This is a genomic window from Streptomyces atratus (assembly GCF_040655115.1).
Taxonomy (GTDB): domain Bacteria; phylum Actinomycetota; class Actinomycetes; order Streptomycetales; family Streptomycetaceae; genus Streptomyces; species Streptomyces atratus_D.
Genome location: NZ_JBFAJH010000021.1, coordinates 45,820 through 62,536 on the forward strand (window position 1 = coordinate 45,820; position 16,717 = coordinate 62,536).

The following is a 16,717-nucleotide window of genomic DNA, read 5'->3' on the forward strand; positions in this document are numbered from 1 at the left end:
GCCCCAACCCGCCTGTCGGCAAGAAAAATGGGCGACCGCCCATCGCGCGGGACAGCGCAGGGATATCGGCGCGGGCGCATCCGGCGACTGCGGTGCAGTCGCGTCCGACGGCACCAGGTGGGGCGTCGTCGACTTATCACTTCGCGGGCACCTTGGGAGGCCAGGTGGATGAAGCACTGTGCGAGCGGCCTGGACATCGTCGACAGCCCCCACCGCTCCTTGGTGCACCCCGTCGTCGACTACGTCCAGCGGGCCGCAGCCGCGGCCGGCAGGTCGCCGTCCTCATCCCCCAGAAAAAGCCGCCGCTACCAGATCCTGCGGAACCAGCGCGGCACCCTGCTCACGACCGCGCTGCTCACACACCAGCGTCATCGCCCGCACAGCGGTGCCGCGCAGTTGTGCCTCGCGCAGAGCGAAGATCACGGCCTGCTTGGCGGGCGGCGAGCCGTCCGTGCCGACCACGATCGGACCGGCCGGGGCGTGCCGGCCGGGCGGCATCATCGCATCAGGAGGGGGCGCTGGGGGAGGCGGCCGGCACGACGACGGGCAGGTGAGCGTGGTGCACGACCTCGGTGCTGGTCGATCCGAGCGCGAGGCGTCCCCACACGCCCGAACCGCGGGTGCCGACCACGAGCGGGGGCATACGAAGCTCCCGCCAACACGGGCGATCTTGGTCGTGAACCCGTCTACCAGGAGCTTCATCACGTGCGCAGGCCAACAAGCAGACTCATCAACCAAGTTGGCCGTCGACGACATCATCGCTGCGGCGTGCTCTGCATAGGCTGGTGCGCGTGGATGTGACGGGGTGTCTTGGGTGTGACCTTCTGACCGGACGCCGGGAGTTGCCCGGGGGCGTCTTGCACGAAACCGCTGCTTGGGTGGTGAACCACGTCGTCGGGCCTATGAATCTTGGCACCTTGATCGTCGGCCCGCGGGACCATGTCGTGGCCGTCGCGGAGCTCGACGACACGGCAGCGGCGGAACTCGACCCCTTGCTGCGCGATACCGCTCGTGTCGTGGAGACGTTGTGCCGACCTGAGCAGACCTACGTCTGCATGTGGTCGCATGGCCCTGACGCGCGCAAGCACCTGCACATTGCGGTCCAGCCGGTGACTGCGGAGGTGCGGGCCCACTACGCCGGGCTGCGCTCTGAGCAGCTCCAGGCCCGGATGCTGGCGGACGGTGACGAGCCGGACATCACGGATGTCGAGCAGTTCTGCGAGCGGGCTCGCGAGCTGTTCCGAGCGATCACCGACAGCAGCAATGAAGACCGCAGTTGATCACCGGTGCCAGACCGACGCCACGGCGCAGTCGGGCGAGCATACGCGAGGATCGGCGCGGGGCCACAGCGAATGAACAGGCGGCATGCCCGGTCCGCCGCGGTTTCCCGCACGCGTCAGGAGACTCCGCCGCTGGAGCCGGCCGGCACGACGACGGGCAGGTGAGCGTGGTGCACGACCTCGGTGCTGGTCGACCCGAGCGCGAGGCGCCCCCAGGTGCCCGAACCGCGGCTGCCGGCCACCAGCGGGCAGGCATCCTCGCTCGCGTCCAACAGAACCTGCGCCGGGTGTCCCGCCTCCGTGACGATCTCCACCTCCACGCTGGCGCCGCCGAGCTGCTCCCGCAGTTCGCTGACCGTGTCGGTCACCGCCTGCCGGGCCACATCGTGGATTTCTTCGTACAGGCTGCCGTCGCCCTCCGGCACGGCCATCCGTCCATAGCCGTGTAGCGAGCCGGGGCGTAGCCGTAGACGCAGACCGCGCGCAGGCTGGTGTCGCGCAACTGTGCTTCGCGGAGCGCGAAGAGGACGGCCTGCCGGGCGTGTGGGGAGCCGTCCGTACCGACCACGATCGGACCGGCCGGGACGTGCGCGGGAGTATCGGTCATCGAATAATCCCTCCGAGGCAGCCGACGGCGGCCGGCCTGTTGGGCAGCAGCCCGATCAGCGTCGGGTAACGGGTACCCCATCCCTTCCTCCGCTACCGGTTCCGATTCCGACCCCGGCAAGGCGGCGCGGCGGCGTCACACGGCGCTGACCACCACCGTATGACAGCCACTGAACCTCATCGGTCCTGCTCAACGTCAGGGGACGAGGGATCAGGTGATTCCGCAGGCTGTACGGCCCTGACCTCGGTCCGTTGAACTCCAGGGATCTGAGCCGTATAGCCTGGGAAAATGCTCACCGAAGTCACAGCGACCCGCTACGTCACGCCGCTGCGTGAGGGCGGCTCGCTCCCGGGCATCGTCGAGGCCGACGATCTCGGGACGTATGTCATGAAGTTCACCGGCGCCGGGCAGGGCCGCAAGACCCTGGTCGCGGAGGTCATTTGCGGGCAACTCGGCCGACGGCTGGGGCTGCGGGTCCCGGAACTCGTCACCATCCAGCTCGATCCGGTCATCGGGCTCGCAGAGCCGGATCAAGAGGTGCAGGAACTGCTCAAGGCGAGCGGCGGGCTGAATCTCGGCATGGACTATCTGCCCGGTTCGATCGGGTTCGATCCGCTCGCCTACCAGGTGGACCCGGCAGAGGCCGGGAAGATCGTGTGGTTCGATGCGTTGATCAACAATGTCGACCGGTCGTGGCGGAATCCCAACATGCTGGTCTGGCACGGGGACGCCTGGCTCATCGACCACGGTGCCACGATGATCTGGCACCACAACTGGCCGGGTGCGCAGGCGTCCGCGGCCAAGCCGTACAACGCCTCCGACCATGTGCTCGCGCCCTTCGGCCCGGACATCGCCGCGGCGGCCGCCGAGCTGGCGCCGCTCGTCACCGAGCAGTTGCTGACCGAGGTGACCGCCGAGGTGCCCGACGAGTGGCTGGTCGACGAGCCCGGTTTCGACACGACGGACGCGCTGCGCCGCGCCTACGTGGAGCCGCTGCTGGCGCGCGCCACCACCATTCATGAACGGATCTCGATGGACGCGCCCACGAGGACGACGCCGTCCCGGGCACCGGGGTGGCTTACCGAGCACCTCACTCCGTGGCCGCACCCCACGAAGAACCGTGCCGGGAAGGCGGCGGCGGAGCGGGCCGACGAGGCGCAGAGCAGCAAGGACGACAGCCAGTGAGCAAGCGCGATGTCTTCGAGTACGCGCTGCTGCGCGTCGTGCCCCGCGTCGAGCGCGGTGAGTGCTTCAACGCGGGCGTGCTGGTGTACTGCCGCGCCAAGTCCTTCGTGGCGGCCCGCACCCATCTCGACGAGAACAAGCTGAAGGCGCTCGACCCGAACGCCGACGTGGTCGGGGTCCGGGCGGCGCTGCGGGCCGTCGAGGGCGTCTGCTGCGGCGGCGACGCGGCCGGCCAGGCCGCCGGCGACGACGCCGGGCGGCGCTTTCGCTGGCTGATCGCCCCACGCTCCACGGTGGTCCAGCCAAGCGCTGTGCACAGCGGCCTCACCGCCGATCCGGAGGCCGAGATCGAGCGGCTGCTCGACCTGCTGGTGCGCTGATCCGGCCACCGGCGGCGGCGCGTGCGGACCCCGCGGTCGCGGCGCCGTCCGGTGTGACATGCACAGCTGCGCCCGTGGGCCGTTGACACCGAGTGCCAGGGCTTCTAGCGTCTCGTCTGCTGAAGGTACTAAGCGGTTGCTCAGTTATCGGGAATTCCTGACGTCCGCTGAGCCGCGATCCAAGGGCGAGGAGAACCAAGCATGTCCACCACCGAGCAGCGTGTCGCCATCGTGACGGGAGCGGCGCGAGGCATTGGCGCCGCCACCGCGGTACGCCTTGCGGCCGAGGGCCGCGCCGTCGCCGTACTCGACCTCGACGAGGCGGCCTGCAAGGACACCGTCGAGAAGATCACCGCCGCCGGGGGCACCGCCCTCGCCGTCGGCTGCGACGTGTCGGACGGCGCCCAGGTGGAGGCCGCCGTGGCGCGGGTCGCCGCCGAGCTCGGTGCGCCGACGATTCTCGTCAACAACGCGGGCGTGCTCCGCGACAACCTGCTCTTCAAGATGAGCGAGTCCGACTGGGACACCGTGATGAACGTGCACCTCAAGGGCGCGTTCCTGATGGCCAAGGCCGTCCAGAAGCACATGGTGGACGCCAGGTTCGGACGTATCGTCTCGCTGTCGTCGTCCTCGGCGCTCGGCAACCGCGGTCAGGCGAACTACTCCGCCGTCAAGGCCGGCCTGCAGGGCTTCACCAAGACCCTCGCCAAGGAGCTCGGCAAGTTCGGCATCACCGCCAACGCCGTCGCCCCCGGCTTCGTCGTCACGGAGATGACCGCGCAGACCGCGGCCCGGGTCGGCATGGGCTTCGAGGAGTTCCAGGCCGCCGCCGCCGCCCAGATCCCCGTGCAGCGCGTCGGCCGCCCGGAGGACATCGCCAACGCCATCGCCTTCTTCACCGGCGACGACGCGGGCTTCGTTTCCGGCCAGGTCATGTACGTCGCCGGCGGACCGCTCAACTGACCCGAAGGGCAACGGACATCATGACTGTGCAGGACAGCGGAAAGGTCGCGCTCATCACGGGCGCGAGCCGGGGGATCGGTTACGGAATCGCGGAGGCGCTCGTCGCCCGCGGCGACCGGGTGTGCATCACCGGGCGAGGCGAGGAAGCCCTCAAGGAGGCTGTCGAGAAGCTGGGCTCCGACCGGGTCATCGCCGTCGCAGGCAAGGCGCACGACGAGGCGCACCGGGCGGCGGCGGTCGAGCGCACCATGGAGGCGTTCGGCCGAGTGGACTTCCTGGTCAACAACGCCGGTACGAACCCGGTGTTCGGCCCGATCGCGGAGCTCGACCTCAATGTCGCGCGCAAAGTCTACGAGACCAATGTGATCTCGGCGCTCGGCTTCGCCCAGCAGACCTGGAAGGCCTGGCAGAAGGAGAACGGCGGGGCGATCGTCAACATCGCTTCGGTCGCCGGTATCTCCGCCTCGCCCTTCGTCGGCGCGTACGGCATGAGTAAGGCCGCCATGGTCAATCTGACCCTGCAGTTGGCGCACGAGTTCGCCCCGGTCGTCCGGGTCAACTCGATCGCTCCGGCCGTGGTCAGGACCAAGTTCGCCGAGGCGCTGTACGAGGGGCGCGAGGCGGAGGCGGCAGCCGCCTATCCGCTCGGCCGGCTCGGTGTCCCCGAGGACATCGGCGGAGCCGCCGCGTTCCTCACGTCGAGCCAGTCCGACTGGATCACCGGACAGACGCTGGTGGTCGACGGAGGCATCTTCCTGAATGCGGGTGTGGGCTGAGCACAGCCTGCACTGGTTTGGCCCCGATTGACTCAAGTGCCCCGTCGGACCGGTGGATTGACCCGACGGGGCGCTGCGGTATGGTCTGCCGACCCATGGCCGATCGAGGAGCGTGCACGTGTTCTACCGGGCCAGGCTGCAGGCCGCTGCAGCCCTTGCTTCCCTTTCTCTGCTGGCCGGCTGCGGTCTGCTTTCCGACGATGGTTCGGAGACGGAGCAGAAGATAGTCGTCGGTACCACGAGTGAGCCCTCCACTCTCGATCCGGCGGCGGCATGGGACAACTCGTGGGAACTGATGCGTAACGTCTTCCAGACCCTGGTGAGCTTCCCCACCGGCAGTACGAGCCCGGAGCCCGACGCCGCGGACTCCTGCGCGTTCACGGACCGGACCAGCACGGCCTACCGCTGCAGGCTCAAGAAGGGCCTGACGTTCTCCAACGGGGACAAGCTCGACGCCGAGGCTGTGAAGTACTCCATCGACCGGATCACGACCATCAAGTTCAAGGGCGGCCCCCTGGGCATGCTCGGCTCGCTCGACCGGGTCGAGACCAAGGGTGACGACACCGTCGTCTTCCACCTGAACAGACCGGACGCCACGTTCCCGTTCATTCTTGCCACCCCCGCGATGTCCCTCGTGGCGCCCAGCGACTACCCGAAGGACAAGATCCGCGAGGACGGCAAGGTCACCGGATCGGGCCCCTACCTCCTGGACAGCTACAAGCCGGGGGACCGGGCCGAGCTGGTGAAGAACCAGGGCTACAAGGGCTTCGCCAACCGCAAGAACAATGCCGTGACCATCCGGTACTTCGAGGGGTCCGCCCCCATGGTCGACGCGCTGAAGAGGAACGAGATCGACGCCACCTACCGCGGCCTCACCGCCGAGGAGGTGGTGAACCTCGAGGGCAACAGGGACGAGGACAACAAGCTGGAGCTGATCGAGACCGTCGGCGCCGACATCCGCTTCCTGGTCTTCAACCCCAAGGACCCGGCTGCCGGGAACCCGGCCGTCCGCCGGGCCATCGCGCAGCTCGTCGACCGGGACGCGCTCGTCGCCAAGGTCTACCAGGGCACCGCCGAGCCGCTGTACTCCATGGTCCCCAAGGGCATCGCCGGTCACACCACCAGTTTCTTCGACAGCTTCGGCGACCCGAGCAGGGACAAGGCGAAGCGGATCCTGGTCAAGGCGGGCATCACCGAGCCCGTCGCGATGACGTTCTGGTACACCACCGACCGGTACGGCTCGTCGACGGAAACCGAGTTCGGTGAGCTGAAGCGTCAGCTGGAGGCGTCCGGTCTGTTCAAGATCACGCTGAAGGGCCTGCCGTGGAAGAAGTTCCAGGAGGGCTTCACCAAGGGTCAGTACCCGGTCTTCGGCCGTGGCTGGTTCCCGGACTTCCCGGACCCGGACAACTTCATCGCCCCCTTCGTGGGCAAGGAGAGTGTCACCGGGATGCCGTACAACAAGACCGAGATCACCGATCACCTGCTGCCGCAGACCCGTCAGGAGAGCGACCGGGGCGCGGTCAGCAAGCAGTTCGAGCAGGCTCAGAACATCCTGGTCGGCGACGTCCGGCTGCTGCCTCTGTGGCAGGGCAAGCTCTATGTCGCGGCGGGCGAGGACATCGGTGGCGGTGAGCGTGCCCTGGACCCGCAGACGGTCATGCAGATGTGGGAGCTGTACCGCAAGGCCAGTTGGTAGGGCTCGCCGGGCCGGTTGTCAGTGGCCCCCGGTAGGTTCTGTGGTCAAGAACCAATCGCGTACCGGAGGTTGTTGAAGTGACCGACACCGACTTGCTGCCCGAGTCCTGGCGCGGCGTCCTCGGCGAAGAGCTGCAGAAGCCGTACTTCAAGGAGCTCACCGAGTTCGTCGAGGAGGAGCGGGCCAAGGGGCCGGTCTACCCGCCCCGCGAGCAGGTCTTCGCGGCCCTGGAAGCCACTCCGTACGACAAGGTGAAGGTCCTGGTCCTCGGCCAGGACCCGTACCACGGCGAAGGGCAGGGGCACGGGCTGTGCTTCTCCGTGCGGCCCGGCGTCAGGACACCGCCCTCCTTGCGGAACATCTACAAGGAGATGAAGGAGGAGCTCGGCCTGCCGGTCCCGGACAACGGGTATCTGATGCCGTGGGCCGAGCAGGGCGTCCTGCTGCTCAACGCGGTGCTGACGGTCCGCGCCGGCGAGGCCAACTCGCACAAGGGCAAGGGCTGGGAGAAGTTCACGGACGCGGTGATCCACGCGGTGTCCACACGGCCCGATCCGGCGGTCTTCGTGCTCTGGGGCAACTACGCCCAGAAGAAGCTCCCGCTGATCGACGAGGAGCGCCATGTGGTGGTGAAGGGCGCACACCCGTCACCGCTGTCGGCGAAGAAGTTCTTCGGCTCCCGTCCGTTCACACAGATCAACGAGGCGGTCGCGGCGCAGGGACACCAGGCCATCGACTGGCGCATCCCCGACCTGGGCTGATCCGCCCGGAGCCGCCCGACAGGCCGGGGCTTCCAGGGTCTCCGTCGGATCACGTCCTGGCCGCGCCCGACCCGAAAAAGAGGTCCTAGCCCGAGCCTGAGCGGGATTGCCGGTGCCAGCCGCTAGCGTCGCCGTGACCGGAATGGAACGGGCTCCACCGGGCCCGATCGACGTCGGCCGGGGTGAACCGGGAACGGCTGGACATATGCGAGGGAGACCGCGGTGATGGAGCAGCAGGAGGCGTCGACGGATGCCGTCATGACCAGGATCGGCCAGGCGATCATGCTGCTTCACGGCGGCGACCGGGAAGAGGCCCGTAACCGCTTCGGGGTGATCTGGGCGGAGATCGGTGAGGACGGTGACGCCCTGCACCGCTGTACCCTCGCGCACTACATGGCCGACACGCAGGACGATCCCGGCGACGAACTGGCGTGGGACCTGCGGGCGTTGAACGCCGCCGAGGGGCTCTCCGGCGGGCGCGTGGCGGAACACCGGGACTCGCTCGTGGTACGGGCCTTCTACCCCTCGCTCCACATCAACCTCGCGGCGGACTATGTGAAGCTCCAGCGCCCCGACGCGGCCCGGGTCCATCTGGACCGGGCCCGCAAGGCGTCCGAGGTTCTCGCGGTCGACGGGGTGGACGACGGGTACGGGGGAGGGGTGCGCGCGGCGATCGGCCGGTTGGAGCGGCGGCTTCGGGAGCTGTGAGCCGGGGTCTGTCGCGGATCGTTGCGGCCTGTCCGCCGGCGGCGGGCCGCAACGATCCGCGTCGGTCACGGATCCCGGTGGGATCCCGTGACCCCCAGGGCATTCAGTGGCCGTAGGTGTCCTCGCAGATCCGGGACTCGGGGCTGCCCGCGGACCATCCCCCGTAGTCCCGGCCGAGCGCGCAGACGTTCGCCCCGGTGACGGGGGCGGCCGGCGGCTTCGGCACCCGCACGACCGCGGGCGGAGCATGACGTGGCCGGGGCACGCCGGCGTGCCCCCGCTGCTGAGGGGGGTGTGGCGCAGTGCGTCGGGTGTCCGACGGCGCCTTCGGCGGCCGGTCGGGCGTCTTCCGGGACGGTTTCGGGCCGGGGACAGTCTCCAGGGTGTCCCGGACCGGGGGCCCGACGATCTGGGGCGCCAGGTCCTGGACGGGCCTGCTGGTCTCGGGCCGGGGGGCAATGCCCGGCCGGGGCTCCACGGACACACAGCCGGTGACGGCAGTGACTGCCACGCCGACGAGGAGCTTCACGGTGATACTGGTTCGCTGCACCTGGCCAACTCTGACGTGCGGGCAGGGCGCCGGGGAGTGGGCCGGTGATGATTGGCCCTCACGAGTGACCCCGGTCAGCGCAACGCCCCAGCCGGCGGCGTCTGCCCGCCGGGCGGCGTGGAATGTGGGTCAGTCGCCGGTCGCGCCGTCGATCCGCTCCCGGACCAGATCGGCGTGGCCGTTGTGCCGCGCGTACTCCTCGATCATGTGGGTGTAGATCCATCGCAGGTTGAACTGCTCGCCCTTGCGGCTGCGGCCGACGGACAGATCGTCGAGCCCGTGTTTCGCGGCGATCTCCCGGGCCGCTTCGATCTCCGCCCGCCAGGTGACCCCGGCCTCCTCCCAGGTGTCCGCCTCGGTGGGATGGAAGTCGCCGTCCTGGTCCTCGTCGGTGCAGTACAGCGACTTCGTGTCCTCGCCGGCCATGACGTTGCGGAACCAATGGCGCTCCACCTCCGCCATGTGCCGTACCAGCCCGAGCAGGCTGAGCCGCGACGGCGGTACGGACTCCTCCCGCAGCCGGGCGTCGGCGAGCCCCCCACATTTCAGCGCGAGCGTGTCACGGTGATAGTCGAGCCAGCCCTCGAGCATCGGGCGTTCGGCGGCGGTGATGGCGGGTTCGGAACGTTCGTCTGCGGTCATGCCGCTCATTCTTTCCCAGTGATCACGACCTGACCAGATGTTTGTTCGCCGGGGGGTGTCAGCATGCCGCGCAGCAGTTCGGCGAAGCCGGTACGCAGCTCTTCCTCGGTCGGCACAGACCGGTGGTACGACCCTGCGGCGCACGAGAACATCAGCCCTTCGCACCAGGCCACCAGGGAGAGGGCGTGCCGCTCGGGCTCGGCCGAACCGGCTGCCGTCATCAGCGCCACCAGGGGTTCGCGGAACTGTCCGCCCGTCGCGTCGTAGAACGTCCGGAGCTCCGGCCGCCGGGTGGCCTCCAGGGCGAGTTCGTAGCGGCAGATGAGCAGGTGGGGGTGGCGGGTCAGGTATCGGTGCAGGGCCGTCGCGAGGCTGCCGACGAGCGCGGTGACGTCGTGGGGCGGCCCGGCCCCGGCGTCCTGTTCGTCTTCCGGTCCGCCCCCGCCCCCGGCCGCGGGCATCGGGATTTCGCCCGGAGCCAGGACCCGCGCCTCACGCTCCGCCAGGCGCCGCACCGTCGCCTCCAGGAGAGCCTGCCGGGTGCGCGCGTAATTGGACGTCGAGCCCTGGGGGAGTCCGGCGCGTTCGTCGACCGCCCGGTGGGTGAGCCCTCGCATCCCGCGCTCGGCGAGAAGCGCCAGGGCGGCATCGGCGATCAGATCCGCCCGGGAGGCGCCGCCGGTGTGTGTGGTGCTGGTGGCCATGGGATCAACCTACCGCTGCGACTACACCTGTAGTACGTTGGTTCCGTTACTACAGGTGTAGTTCCGAGGAGGAGTCATGGACAAGCCCCGTGCGGTCGTCATCGGCGGCGGAGTCGGCGGCCTCACCGCTGCCGTGGCCCTCTGTCGGCGCGGCTGGCAGGTCACCGTCCTGGAGCGGGCCGCTTCGCTGGAGCCCGTCGGCGCAGGCATCAGCCTGGCCCCCAACGCGCAGCGCGCCCTGGACGTCCTCGGCCTCGGCGACCGGATGAGGTCCCTGGCCGCCTGGCAGGGCGACGGCGGTATGCGCAGTCCGAGCGGCCGCTGGATCTCCCGGACGGACAGCGCGGCGGCGACCGAGCGGTTCGGCGGAGCGATCGTCCTGCTGCACCGCGCGACCCTGATCGACGCCTTCGCGGCCGAGCTGCCCGCATCCGTGATCCGTACCGGAACGACGGCGGAACTCGTGAACCCGGGCACTGCGGGCGGCGCCCGCGCCGTGGTCAGGACGCCCACCGCGGACCTCGAGGCCGACCTCGTCATCGCAGCCGACGGCATCAACTCGGCCGTACGCACACAGCTCTTCCCTGATCACCCCGGGCCGTCGTACGCCGGCTTCACCACGTGGCGCGTCGTCGTCCCCACGCCCGAGCAGCCCTTCGCCCCGCACGAGACCTGGGGCCGCGGCGCCCTCTGGGGCACCCAACCGCTCAAGGACGGCCGGATCTACGCGTACGCGGCCGCGGTCGCCCCTGCCGGAGCCCGGGCCGCCGACGGCGAGAAGGCCGAGCTGCTGCGTCGCTTCGGCGCGTGGCACGACCCGATCCCCGGGATCATCGCCGCCGTCGAACCCGACCAGGTGCTCCGCAACGATGTGCACCATCTGATCGACCCGCTGCCCGCGTTCCACCGGGGCCGGACCGTCCTGGTCGGCGACTGCGCCCACGCCATGACACCCAGTCTCGGGCAGGGCGGCAATCAGGCCATCGAGGACGGAATCGTGCTTTCCCACCACGCGGCGCCCGACGCCGACCTCGGGACGGCGCTCGCCGCGTACAGCGCGGACCGGGTCCCCCGGACGGGCGCCATTGTCCGCAAGGCCGCCCAGGTGGCCCGCCTGATGCGCCTGACCAGCACCCCGGCCGTCGCGGTGCGTGACACGCTGATGTCCGCCGTGTCCCGGCTCGGACCTGCCCTGGTGCTGCGTACCTTCGACGGCATCGCGGACTGGCAGCCGCCGCAGCACACGTATGCTGCCCGGGCGAAGGGCATGCATATGACACAGCGCTAGTGCCCCTCCCGGCAAGCTTTGCCCCGTCGCGCCGCCCAGCACGCACGCTCGCCGCGTTGGCCAAAAGCCCTGGTAGCTCCGCTACAAGGACTTCCGGCCGCCTTGCGATCGCACGCACCGGACGACGCTCCTTCCGGGCAAACATTGCCGGTCACGGCACTAGTCAGAGGGAGACCCCAGTGAAGGTCGGCTGCATCGGGCTCGGCGACATCGCGCAGAAGGCGTATCTGCCGGTCCTCACCTCCCTGCCCGGGGTCGAACTGCATCTGCAGACCCGTACTTCCGCCACCCTCGCCGCGGTCGCCGCGTCCCACCGGATCCCGCCGGAGCAGTGCCACACCGAGCTCGACTCGCTGATCGCCCAGGGCCTGGACGCCGCCTTCGTCCACGCCCCGACCTCCGTGCACCCGGAGATCACCGACCGCCTGCTCCGGGCCGGTGTGGCCACGTACGTGGACAAGCCGCTCGCCTACGAACTCGCCGATTCCGAGCGGCTGGTCAACCGTGCCGAAGAACGCGGCGTCAGCCTGGCCGTCGGCTTCAACCGGCGGTTCGCCCCGGGCTATGCGCAGTGCATCGAGCACCCGCGCGAGCTGATCCTCATGCAGAAGAACCGGGTGGGCCTGCCCGAGGAACCGCGCGCCATGGTGCTCGACGACTTCATCCATGTCGTCGACACCTTGCGCTTCCTGGTGCCGGGGCCGGTCGAGCACACCGTCGTCACAGCGCGGATCCGCGAAGGCCTGATGCACCACGTCGTGCTGCAACTGTCCGGCGACGGATTCACCGCCATCGGCGCGATGAACCGGCTCAGCGGCTCGACGGAGGAGCGGCTCGAGGTCTCCGGGCAGGACTCCAAGCGTGAGGTCGTCAACCTCGCCGAGGTGATCGACCACAGGGGACAGCCGAGTCTGCGGCGGCGTGGTGACTGGGTGCCGGTGGCCCGCCAGCGCGGCATCGAGCAGTGCGTGCTTTCCTTCCTGGACGCCGTGCGCGCAGGGAAGCCGCTGAGCGCACGGGACGCGCTGGAGACGCACGAGCTGTGCGAGCGCATTTTGCGGGACCTGGACTGCGCGTAGCGGAAACCGCTGGTCAGGGCGGGTCCGGATGCGTCCCGCACGGGCCGGATGCAGGCTGGGGGGGATGGACCGCCGGCCCGTGGAGGTGACCTGGTGAAGCCCCACGACGAGCCACGGGGGTGGGGTGCTCTCCAGCCGCCGCCCGGCTACTACTCGGCGGACGGACGGCCACCCGATACGGCTCAGCGCGCCCTGATCCTGGACTGGGCGGTCAATCAGCGGATCGCGAGCGGCTGGCGGGTGGAGTCTCGCGCCGAGACGCAGGTCGTCATGGTCCGCGGGCAGCCGCTGAACCACGTGCTGCACGCTCTGCTCATGGTGTTCAGCTGCTTTCTGTGGGGCGCCGTGTGGGTGGCGCTGGCCGTGACGAACAAGGTCGAGCGGGTTGCCCTCACCGTCGACGCACAGGGGCACATCGTCTCCGTCAACGCCCCGTCATAGCCGGCCCGCCGGAGCGGCCGCACCGACCGGCTCCGCCGAGGTCCGCCGCCGGAGGGACCGCGCACCCTCATAGGCGCAGAACGCCGCCAGCACCCCGAGCGCACCCTGCGCCGGCCAGTTGCCCAGCCGGACATAGAGCGTGGTGCCGGTGGCCAGCGGTACGTCGAACACGGCGGCCGCGCTGGTGTCCGTACCGAGAGAGGTGCCGATGCGACGCCCCTGCGCGTCGTACACCGTACTGATGCCGGTGAGCGTGGCGTGCACCATCGGGCGGCCGCTCTCCGCCGCCCGAAGGGCGCCCAGCGAGGCATGCTGGGCCGGTGCCCAGCTGTGCTGGAACGTGGACGTCGACGACTGGGCGATCAGCACCTGCGCCCCGTCCCTGGCAAGCCGCCTGCTCATGTCGGGGAACGCCGACTCGAAGCAGATCAGCGGACCTATGCGCAGCTGCTCCGCTCCGGCCCGGGATCGGGAGGAATACACCGGGGACGTTGGCTCGGGAACGGACATCACCACCTGCCGGGTCCCGCGCAGCCGGTCCTCGCCCGCCGCCTTGCCCAGCGACGTCACCCAGCCGAGCATCGAACGAGCCGGAATGTACTCTCCGAACGGCACCAGACGCATCTTGTCGTAGCGATCCCCGGTCGGGCCGTCCGGCCCCACCAGCACCGCACTCTTGAAGATCCCCGTCCGGCCCGAGGCGCCGGTCTGCCGGGCATCCATATTGACCAGCACATCCGCGCCGACCTCGCGTGACAGCTTCGCGATCCTGGCTGCGAGATCCGGGCGCCGCGACAGATCCTCGCCGACGCTGCTCTCGCCCCAGACGACCAGTTCGAGCTGCCGGCCCACCAGCGTGCGGGTCAGCTGCTCGCTGCGTGCGAAACGCAGCTCCACGCTGTTCGGCCCTTCGACGACACCCGGTTGTACGACGGCGATCCGGGCCGCTCCCGCGGGCTCCGGCTGCGGCGCCCACCTCCATATCGCGCCCACTGCCAGCGCGCCCACCACGATGCCGACCGCCGCGGCCGTCCGGGCGGCGGACGTCACGAGCAGCAGGGTGACCGCGGTGTTCACCGCCACCACCAGGAGGCTCACCAGCCACACCCCTCCGACCGATGCCACCCGGAGTGCCACGGGTACCTGCCACTGGCTTGCGCCGAGCAGCCCCCAGGGGCCGCCGAGCGCATCCCAGGAGCGGGCCAGTTCGATCATCAGCCAGCCGGACGGGACCACGATCAGGGCCGCGGCGACTCGCGCTGCGGACGGGGATCCGCCCAGCAGCCGGGAGACCAGCAGTCCCCACGGCGCCCAGAGCAGACCGAGGAGCGCCGCCAGGACCACGAGGAACACGTGCAGGCTCGGCAGCAGCCAGTTGTGCACCGCGAGCAGGTAGCCCGTACCGCCGAGCCAGCCGTCGAGCGCGGCCCGCCGGCCCGTACCGGCCGACCGGATCAGCAGCAGCCACGGCACCAGCGCGACATACGCGAACCACCACAGAGCCGGGGCGGGAAAGGCGAGCGCGGGCAGTGCCCCCGCGAGCAGCGCAGCACCACCGCGCCACCAGGGCGACCGGAGCAACCGCTCCCCCTGCTCACGCCGAACGGCCGGAATCCGCATACCGCGCCTCCTCGTCCTGCCCGGTGAGCAGTGTCACCCTCCTTCTTTCCCAGTGTGGGGGGAGCGGAACAGCCGCGGCCAGAGGGGGAACGGAGCCCGAGGCGCGGATCAGCCCGGGGCGAGCTCCCCGGTGAGGCTGCGCCACTTCTCATGGACGACGACGCTGCGGATCCGCCAGCCGATCTCCGTACGCACCAGCCCGAACGCGTACCGGCCACCTGAGACGAAGTTCGGTGCGGTGGTGGCGTCCGCGGCCCCGGTGGCACCGTCGTCCGGAGCGCTCCGCAGCCGCATCGGGTTCAGATAGTCGGCCTGCACCTCGGCCCGGTCGCCGGGGTAGCCGCCCAGGTCCTGGAGGTCGAGCCGGCGGTTGACGACCAGATGCTGTCGTACGGGGAAGAGGCGCATGGTTTCCGCGAGCCACTGCGCGACCTCGGCGGCGGTCCCCTCGATGCCGCCCGCGCTGCGGTAGTCCGCGCGGCCGTCCGGGGTGAACAGCTCCCCGTAGTCGTGCCAGGCGCTGTCGTCCACTGCCACCGCATAGCCGGTGATCACTGCATCGATGGACAGCTGGTCCATCACGGTCGCGAGAGCCACGCGCTGCGTCATCCGGTCAGTGTGTGCCCGCCGACCGCCGAGGCCAAGGGCCGTGCGCGCGCGGCGGCGGTCAGGTCCTGATCCGGACACCCGGAGCCCGGCCCTGTGCGTGCCTCAGCAGGGGACCACGGCCACCGGCCCGAGTGCGTGCGTGAGAGTCGTCTGCGCGACCGGGGACAGCCCGAACCCGAGCGCCTCGCCACCCTTGCGCCGCCCGATCACGGTGAGCGCGGCGGTCGCCGACGCCGTGACCAGGGTGCGTGACGCGGAGCCGTGCACCGGCTCCTGCACGAGTTCGACCTGCGGGTACTTCTCGCGGCGGCCTGCGGTGAGCTCCGCGAGGGTCCGCTCGGCGGCGCCCGCCGCGGCGTCCCGGTCGAAGACGGGCCCGCCGGAGAGCATCGACGAGACCATCGTCCAGCCGTGCACGATCCGCAGCCGCGCGCCGGGCCGGGTGGCTGCCGCCTCGAACGCGAAGTCCAGCACCGCCTCGCTGCTCTCGTCGGCAGCCACTCCCGCAACGACGTCCGGGAACGTCTCCGCCGGGTCCACCGCGTCCTCGTCCCCCCGAGCGCCGTGGATGACGACGACCGGGCACGTGGCCATCGAGGCCGTCGCCAGACTGTTCGAGCCGATCAGCAGGGACCGGAATCCGCCCAGACCGCGGGAGCCCAGCACCAGCAGCGACGCGTTCCCGCTGAGCGCGGTCAGCGTGGCCACGGGGAAGTCGAGCGGGGTGAGGATCGACGGGTGCAGGTCCGGAGCGATCACCGACACCCGTCGTACGGACTCGGTGAGCAGCTCCTCGGCCGTGCGCTGCTGCGCCTCCTGGACGGTACGCCGGGTGGGGATCCGGGCATGCACGATCGTCAGCGGAAGTCCTCGCCGGACGGCTTCGCGAGCGGCCCAGTCGAGGGCCTCGTAGCTGTGCGACGAGCCGTCGACGGCGGCGATCACGGGAAGCTCGGTGGTGGTCATGGAGTCCTCCAGAGTCCGGCGGTGCATGTCCCAGGCTGGTACGCCAACGCAGCATCCGGCAGGGACTTTCGGCCCTTTTTTGCCCGGTGTGGGCCCGGCGGGTTGGGGACCGGCAGCTTCCCGGTGCCGGGTGGGCGGCCGGTCCCGCACCACGCCGGGACCTGTTCCGTACGCTACGGCCCGGTCGCTCTCCGGCGCTGCGGCAGGAGCCCGCGTGGCGGTTCCGGTCGCCGGCCGGGCTTGCTCCGCGGCGGCCGGGGCGGGCACCGGCACGACGCGCGGCCGGTTGCGCGTCCGGCCCGCGGGCCCGGCGGCCTCACAGGGCCGCGGCGAGCCCCTCGGTCTGCTCGGCGAGGCACGGGTCGGGGTGCGGGACGCTGCCGTACTCGTGGTCCTCCTCGACCGTCAACCGCTGCACGACGACCGGTACTTCGCGGGGCGTACAACAGGTGCCTCCGG

Annotated in this window: 21 protein-coding genes; 11 read left to right on the top strand and 10 right to left on the bottom strand. The window is 70.3% G+C overall.

Going from position 1 to position 16,717, the window contains the following annotated elements; all coding sequences use genetic code 11:
* Positions 1–282: 282 nt before the first annotated feature.
* Positions 283–501, bottom strand: coding sequence for a universal stress protein (locus AB0I23_RS22620; protein WP_359111702.1), 219 nt, complete (start codon positions 499–501; stop codon positions 283–285).
* Positions 502–505: 4 nt separating this feature from the next.
* Entirely contained in the window at positions 506–643 is a 138-nt protein-coding gene (locus AB0I23_RS22625; protein WP_359111704.1) for a universal stress protein, read from the bottom strand.
* Between the two features lie 238 nt (positions 644–881).
* On the opposite strand from AB0I23_RS22625, the gene AB0I23_RS22630 reads away from it, so the two are divergent.
* Positions 882–1,280, top strand: a complete 399-nt coding sequence (locus AB0I23_RS22630; RefSeq protein WP_359111706.1) for a hypothetical protein — start codon at positions 882–884, stop codon at positions 1,278–1,280.
* A gap of 116 nt (positions 1,281–1,396) precedes the next feature.
* On the opposite strand, the gene AB0I23_RS22635 is transcribed toward AB0I23_RS22630, so the two are convergent.
* Positions 1,397–1,705 (bottom strand): universal stress protein, encoded by a 309-nt coding sequence (locus AB0I23_RS22635; RefSeq protein ID WP_359111708.1) that lies wholly within the window; start codon positions 1,703–1,705, stop codon positions 1,397–1,399.
* The gene (locus AB0I23_RS22640) at positions 1,645–1,887 is read right to left on the bottom strand and encodes a universal stress protein (RefSeq protein ID WP_359111710.1); all 243 of its coding nucleotides are present in this window, start codon (positions 1,885–1,887) and stop codon (positions 1,645–1,647) included. The genes AB0I23_RS22635 and AB0I23_RS22640 overlap by 61 nt, the downstream gene beginning before the upstream one ends.
* A 288-nt stretch (positions 1,888–2,175) precedes the next feature.
* Between AB0I23_RS22640 and AB0I23_RS22645 the strand changes: the two genes are divergently transcribed.
* From AB0I23_RS22645 to AB0I23_RS22675, 7 genes are all read left to right on the top strand, one after another.
* Complete coding sequence (locus AB0I23_RS22645; RefSeq protein ID WP_359111711.1) at positions 2,176–3,072, top strand: HipA family kinase; 897 nt, start codon at positions 2,176–2,178, stop codon at positions 3,070–3,072.
* Positions 3,069–3,452 carry a DUF3037 domain-containing protein gene (locus tag AB0I23_RS22650; protein WP_359111713.1) on the top strand — a complete coding sequence of 128 codons (384 nt, stop codon included), beginning with the start codon at positions 3,069–3,071 and terminating at the stop codon, positions 3,450–3,452. Before AB0I23_RS22645 ends, AB0I23_RS22650 begins: the two co-directional genes overlap by 4 nt.
* 201 nt (positions 3,453–3,653) lie before the next feature.
* A complete protein-coding gene (gene fabG / locus AB0I23_RS22655; RefSeq protein WP_359111715.1) occupies positions 3,654–4,415 on the top strand; it encodes a 3-oxoacyl-ACP reductase FabG in 762 nt (253 codons plus the stop codon).
* Positions 4,416–4,435: 20 nt separating this feature from the next.
* Positions 4,436–5,191 (top strand): SDR family oxidoreductase, encoded by a 756-nt coding sequence (locus AB0I23_RS22660; protein WP_359111716.1) that lies wholly within the window; start codon positions 4,436–4,438, stop codon positions 5,189–5,191.
* Positions 5,192–5,309: 118 nt separating this feature from the next.
* Positions 5,310–6,890, top strand: a complete 1,581-nt coding sequence (locus tag AB0I23_RS22665) for an ABC transporter substrate-binding protein (RefSeq protein WP_359111718.1) — start codon at positions 5,310–5,312, stop codon at positions 6,888–6,890.
* Positions 6,891–6,967: 77 nt separating this feature from the next.
* Complete coding sequence (locus AB0I23_RS22670) at positions 6,968–7,651, top strand: uracil-DNA glycosylase (protein WP_359111720.1); 684 nt, start codon at positions 6,968–6,970, stop codon at positions 7,649–7,651.
* A gap of 222 nt (positions 7,652–7,873) precedes the next feature.
* Positions 7,874–8,359 carry a hypothetical protein gene (locus tag AB0I23_RS22675; protein ID WP_359111722.1) on the top strand — a complete coding sequence of 162 codons (486 nt, stop codon included), beginning with the start codon at positions 7,874–7,876 and terminating at the stop codon, positions 8,357–8,359.
* A 103-nt stretch (positions 8,360–8,462) separates the two neighbouring features.
* On the opposite strand, the gene AB0I23_RS22680 is transcribed toward AB0I23_RS22675, so the two are convergent.
* From AB0I23_RS22680 to AB0I23_RS22690, 3 genes are all read right to left on the bottom strand, one after another.
* Positions 8,463–8,909, bottom strand: a complete 447-nt coding sequence (locus AB0I23_RS22680; protein WP_359111723.1) for a hypothetical protein — start codon at positions 8,907–8,909, stop codon at positions 8,463–8,465.
* Positions 8,910–9,038: 129 nt separating this feature from the next.
* Positions 9,039–9,551 (bottom strand): DinB family protein, encoded by a 513-nt coding sequence (locus AB0I23_RS22685; RefSeq protein WP_359111724.1) that lies wholly within the window; start codon positions 9,549–9,551, stop codon positions 9,039–9,041.
* Between the two features lie 5 nt (positions 9,552–9,556).
* Positions 9,557–10,255 carry a TetR/AcrR family transcriptional regulator gene (locus AB0I23_RS22690; RefSeq protein WP_359111726.1) on the bottom strand — a complete coding sequence of 233 codons (699 nt, stop codon included), beginning with the start codon at positions 10,253–10,255 and terminating at the stop codon, positions 9,557–9,559.
* A gap of 76 nt (positions 10,256–10,331) precedes the next feature.
* Here AB0I23_RS22690 and AB0I23_RS22695 point away from each other — a divergent pair, with 76 nt between their 5' ends.
* From AB0I23_RS22695 to AB0I23_RS22705, 3 genes are all read left to right on the top strand, one after another.
* Positions 10,332–11,543, top strand: a complete 1,212-nt coding sequence (locus AB0I23_RS22695) for an FAD-dependent monooxygenase (protein WP_359111729.1) — start codon at positions 10,332–10,334, stop codon at positions 11,541–11,543.
* Between the two features lie 179 nt (positions 11,544–11,722).
* Positions 11,723–12,622 (top strand): Gfo/Idh/MocA family protein, encoded by a 900-nt coding sequence (locus AB0I23_RS22700; RefSeq protein ID WP_359111731.1) that lies wholly within the window; start codon positions 11,723–11,725, stop codon positions 12,620–12,622.
* A gap of 93 nt (positions 12,623–12,715) precedes the next feature.
* Positions 12,716–13,063, top strand: coding sequence for a hypothetical protein (locus AB0I23_RS22705; protein ID WP_359111733.1), 348 nt, complete (start codon positions 12,716–12,718; stop codon positions 13,061–13,063).
* Here AB0I23_RS22705 and lnt read toward each other — a convergent pair.
* The 3 genes from lnt to AB0I23_RS22720 all read right to left on the bottom strand — a co-directional run bounded on the left by lnt (position 13,058) and on the right by AB0I23_RS22720 (position 16,258).
* The gene (lnt, locus tag AB0I23_RS22710; RefSeq protein ID WP_359111735.1) at positions 13,058–14,683 is read right to left on the bottom strand and encodes an apolipoprotein N-acyltransferase; all 1,626 of its coding nucleotides are present in this window, start codon (positions 14,681–14,683) and stop codon (positions 13,058–13,060) included. The two genes, AB0I23_RS22705 and lnt, sit on opposite strands and share 6 nt — an antisense overlap.
* A 108-nt stretch (positions 14,684–14,791) precedes the next feature.
* A complete protein-coding gene (locus AB0I23_RS22715) occupies positions 14,792–15,292 on the bottom strand; it encodes a nuclear transport factor 2 family protein (protein WP_359111736.1) in 501 nt (166 codons plus the stop codon).
* A gap of 102 nt (positions 15,293–15,394) precedes the next feature.
* Complete coding sequence (locus AB0I23_RS22720; protein ID WP_359111738.1) at positions 15,395–16,258, bottom strand: universal stress protein; 864 nt, start codon at positions 16,256–16,258, stop codon at positions 15,395–15,397.
* Positions 16,259–16,717: the final 459 nt, after the last annotated feature.

Coding starts and splice junctions, on each gene's coding strand:
- AB0I23_RS22715 (WP_359111736.1), bottom strand. CDS start 15,292: ATGACGCAGCGCGTGGCTCTCGCGACCGTGATGGACCAGCTGTCCATC.
- AB0I23_RS22685 (WP_359111724.1), bottom strand. CDS start 9,551: ATGACCGCAGACGAACGTTCCGAACCCGCCATCACCGCCGCCGAACGC.
- AB0I23_RS22720 (WP_359111738.1), bottom strand. CDS start 16,258: ATGACCACCACCGAGCTTCCCGTGATCGCCGCCGTCGACGGCTCGTCG.
- AB0I23_RS22620 (WP_359111702.1), bottom strand. CDS start 501: ATGATGCCGCCCGGCCGGCACGCCCCGGCCGGTCCGATCGTGGTCGGC.
- AB0I23_RS22690 (WP_359111726.1), bottom strand. CDS start 10,255: ATGGCCACCAGCACCACACACACCGGCGGCGCCTCCCGGGCGGATCTG.
- fabG (WP_359111715.1), top strand. CDS start 3,654: ATGTCCACCACCGAGCAGCGTGTCGCCATCGTGACGGGAGCGGCGCGA.
- AB0I23_RS22695 (WP_359111729.1), top strand. CDS start 10,332: ATGGACAAGCCCCGTGCGGTCGTCATCGGCGGCGGAGTCGGCGGCCTC.
- AB0I23_RS22660 (WP_359111716.1), top strand. CDS start 4,436: ATGACTGTGCAGGACAGCGGAAAGGTCGCGCTCATCACGGGCGCGAGC.
- AB0I23_RS22645 (WP_359111711.1), top strand. CDS start 2,176: ATGCTCACCGAAGTCACAGCGACCCGCTACGTCACGCCGCTGCGTGAG.
- AB0I23_RS22640 (WP_359111710.1), bottom strand. CDS start 1,887: ATGACCGATACTCCCGCGCACGTCCCGGCCGGTCCGATCGTGGTCGGT.
- lnt (WP_359111735.1), bottom strand. CDS start 14,683: ATGCGGATTCCGGCCGTTCGGCGTGAGCAGGGGGAGCGGTTGCTCCGG.
- AB0I23_RS22625 (WP_359111704.1), bottom strand. CDS start 643: ATGCCCCCGCTCGTGGTCGGCACCCGCGGTTCGGGCGTGTGGGGACGC.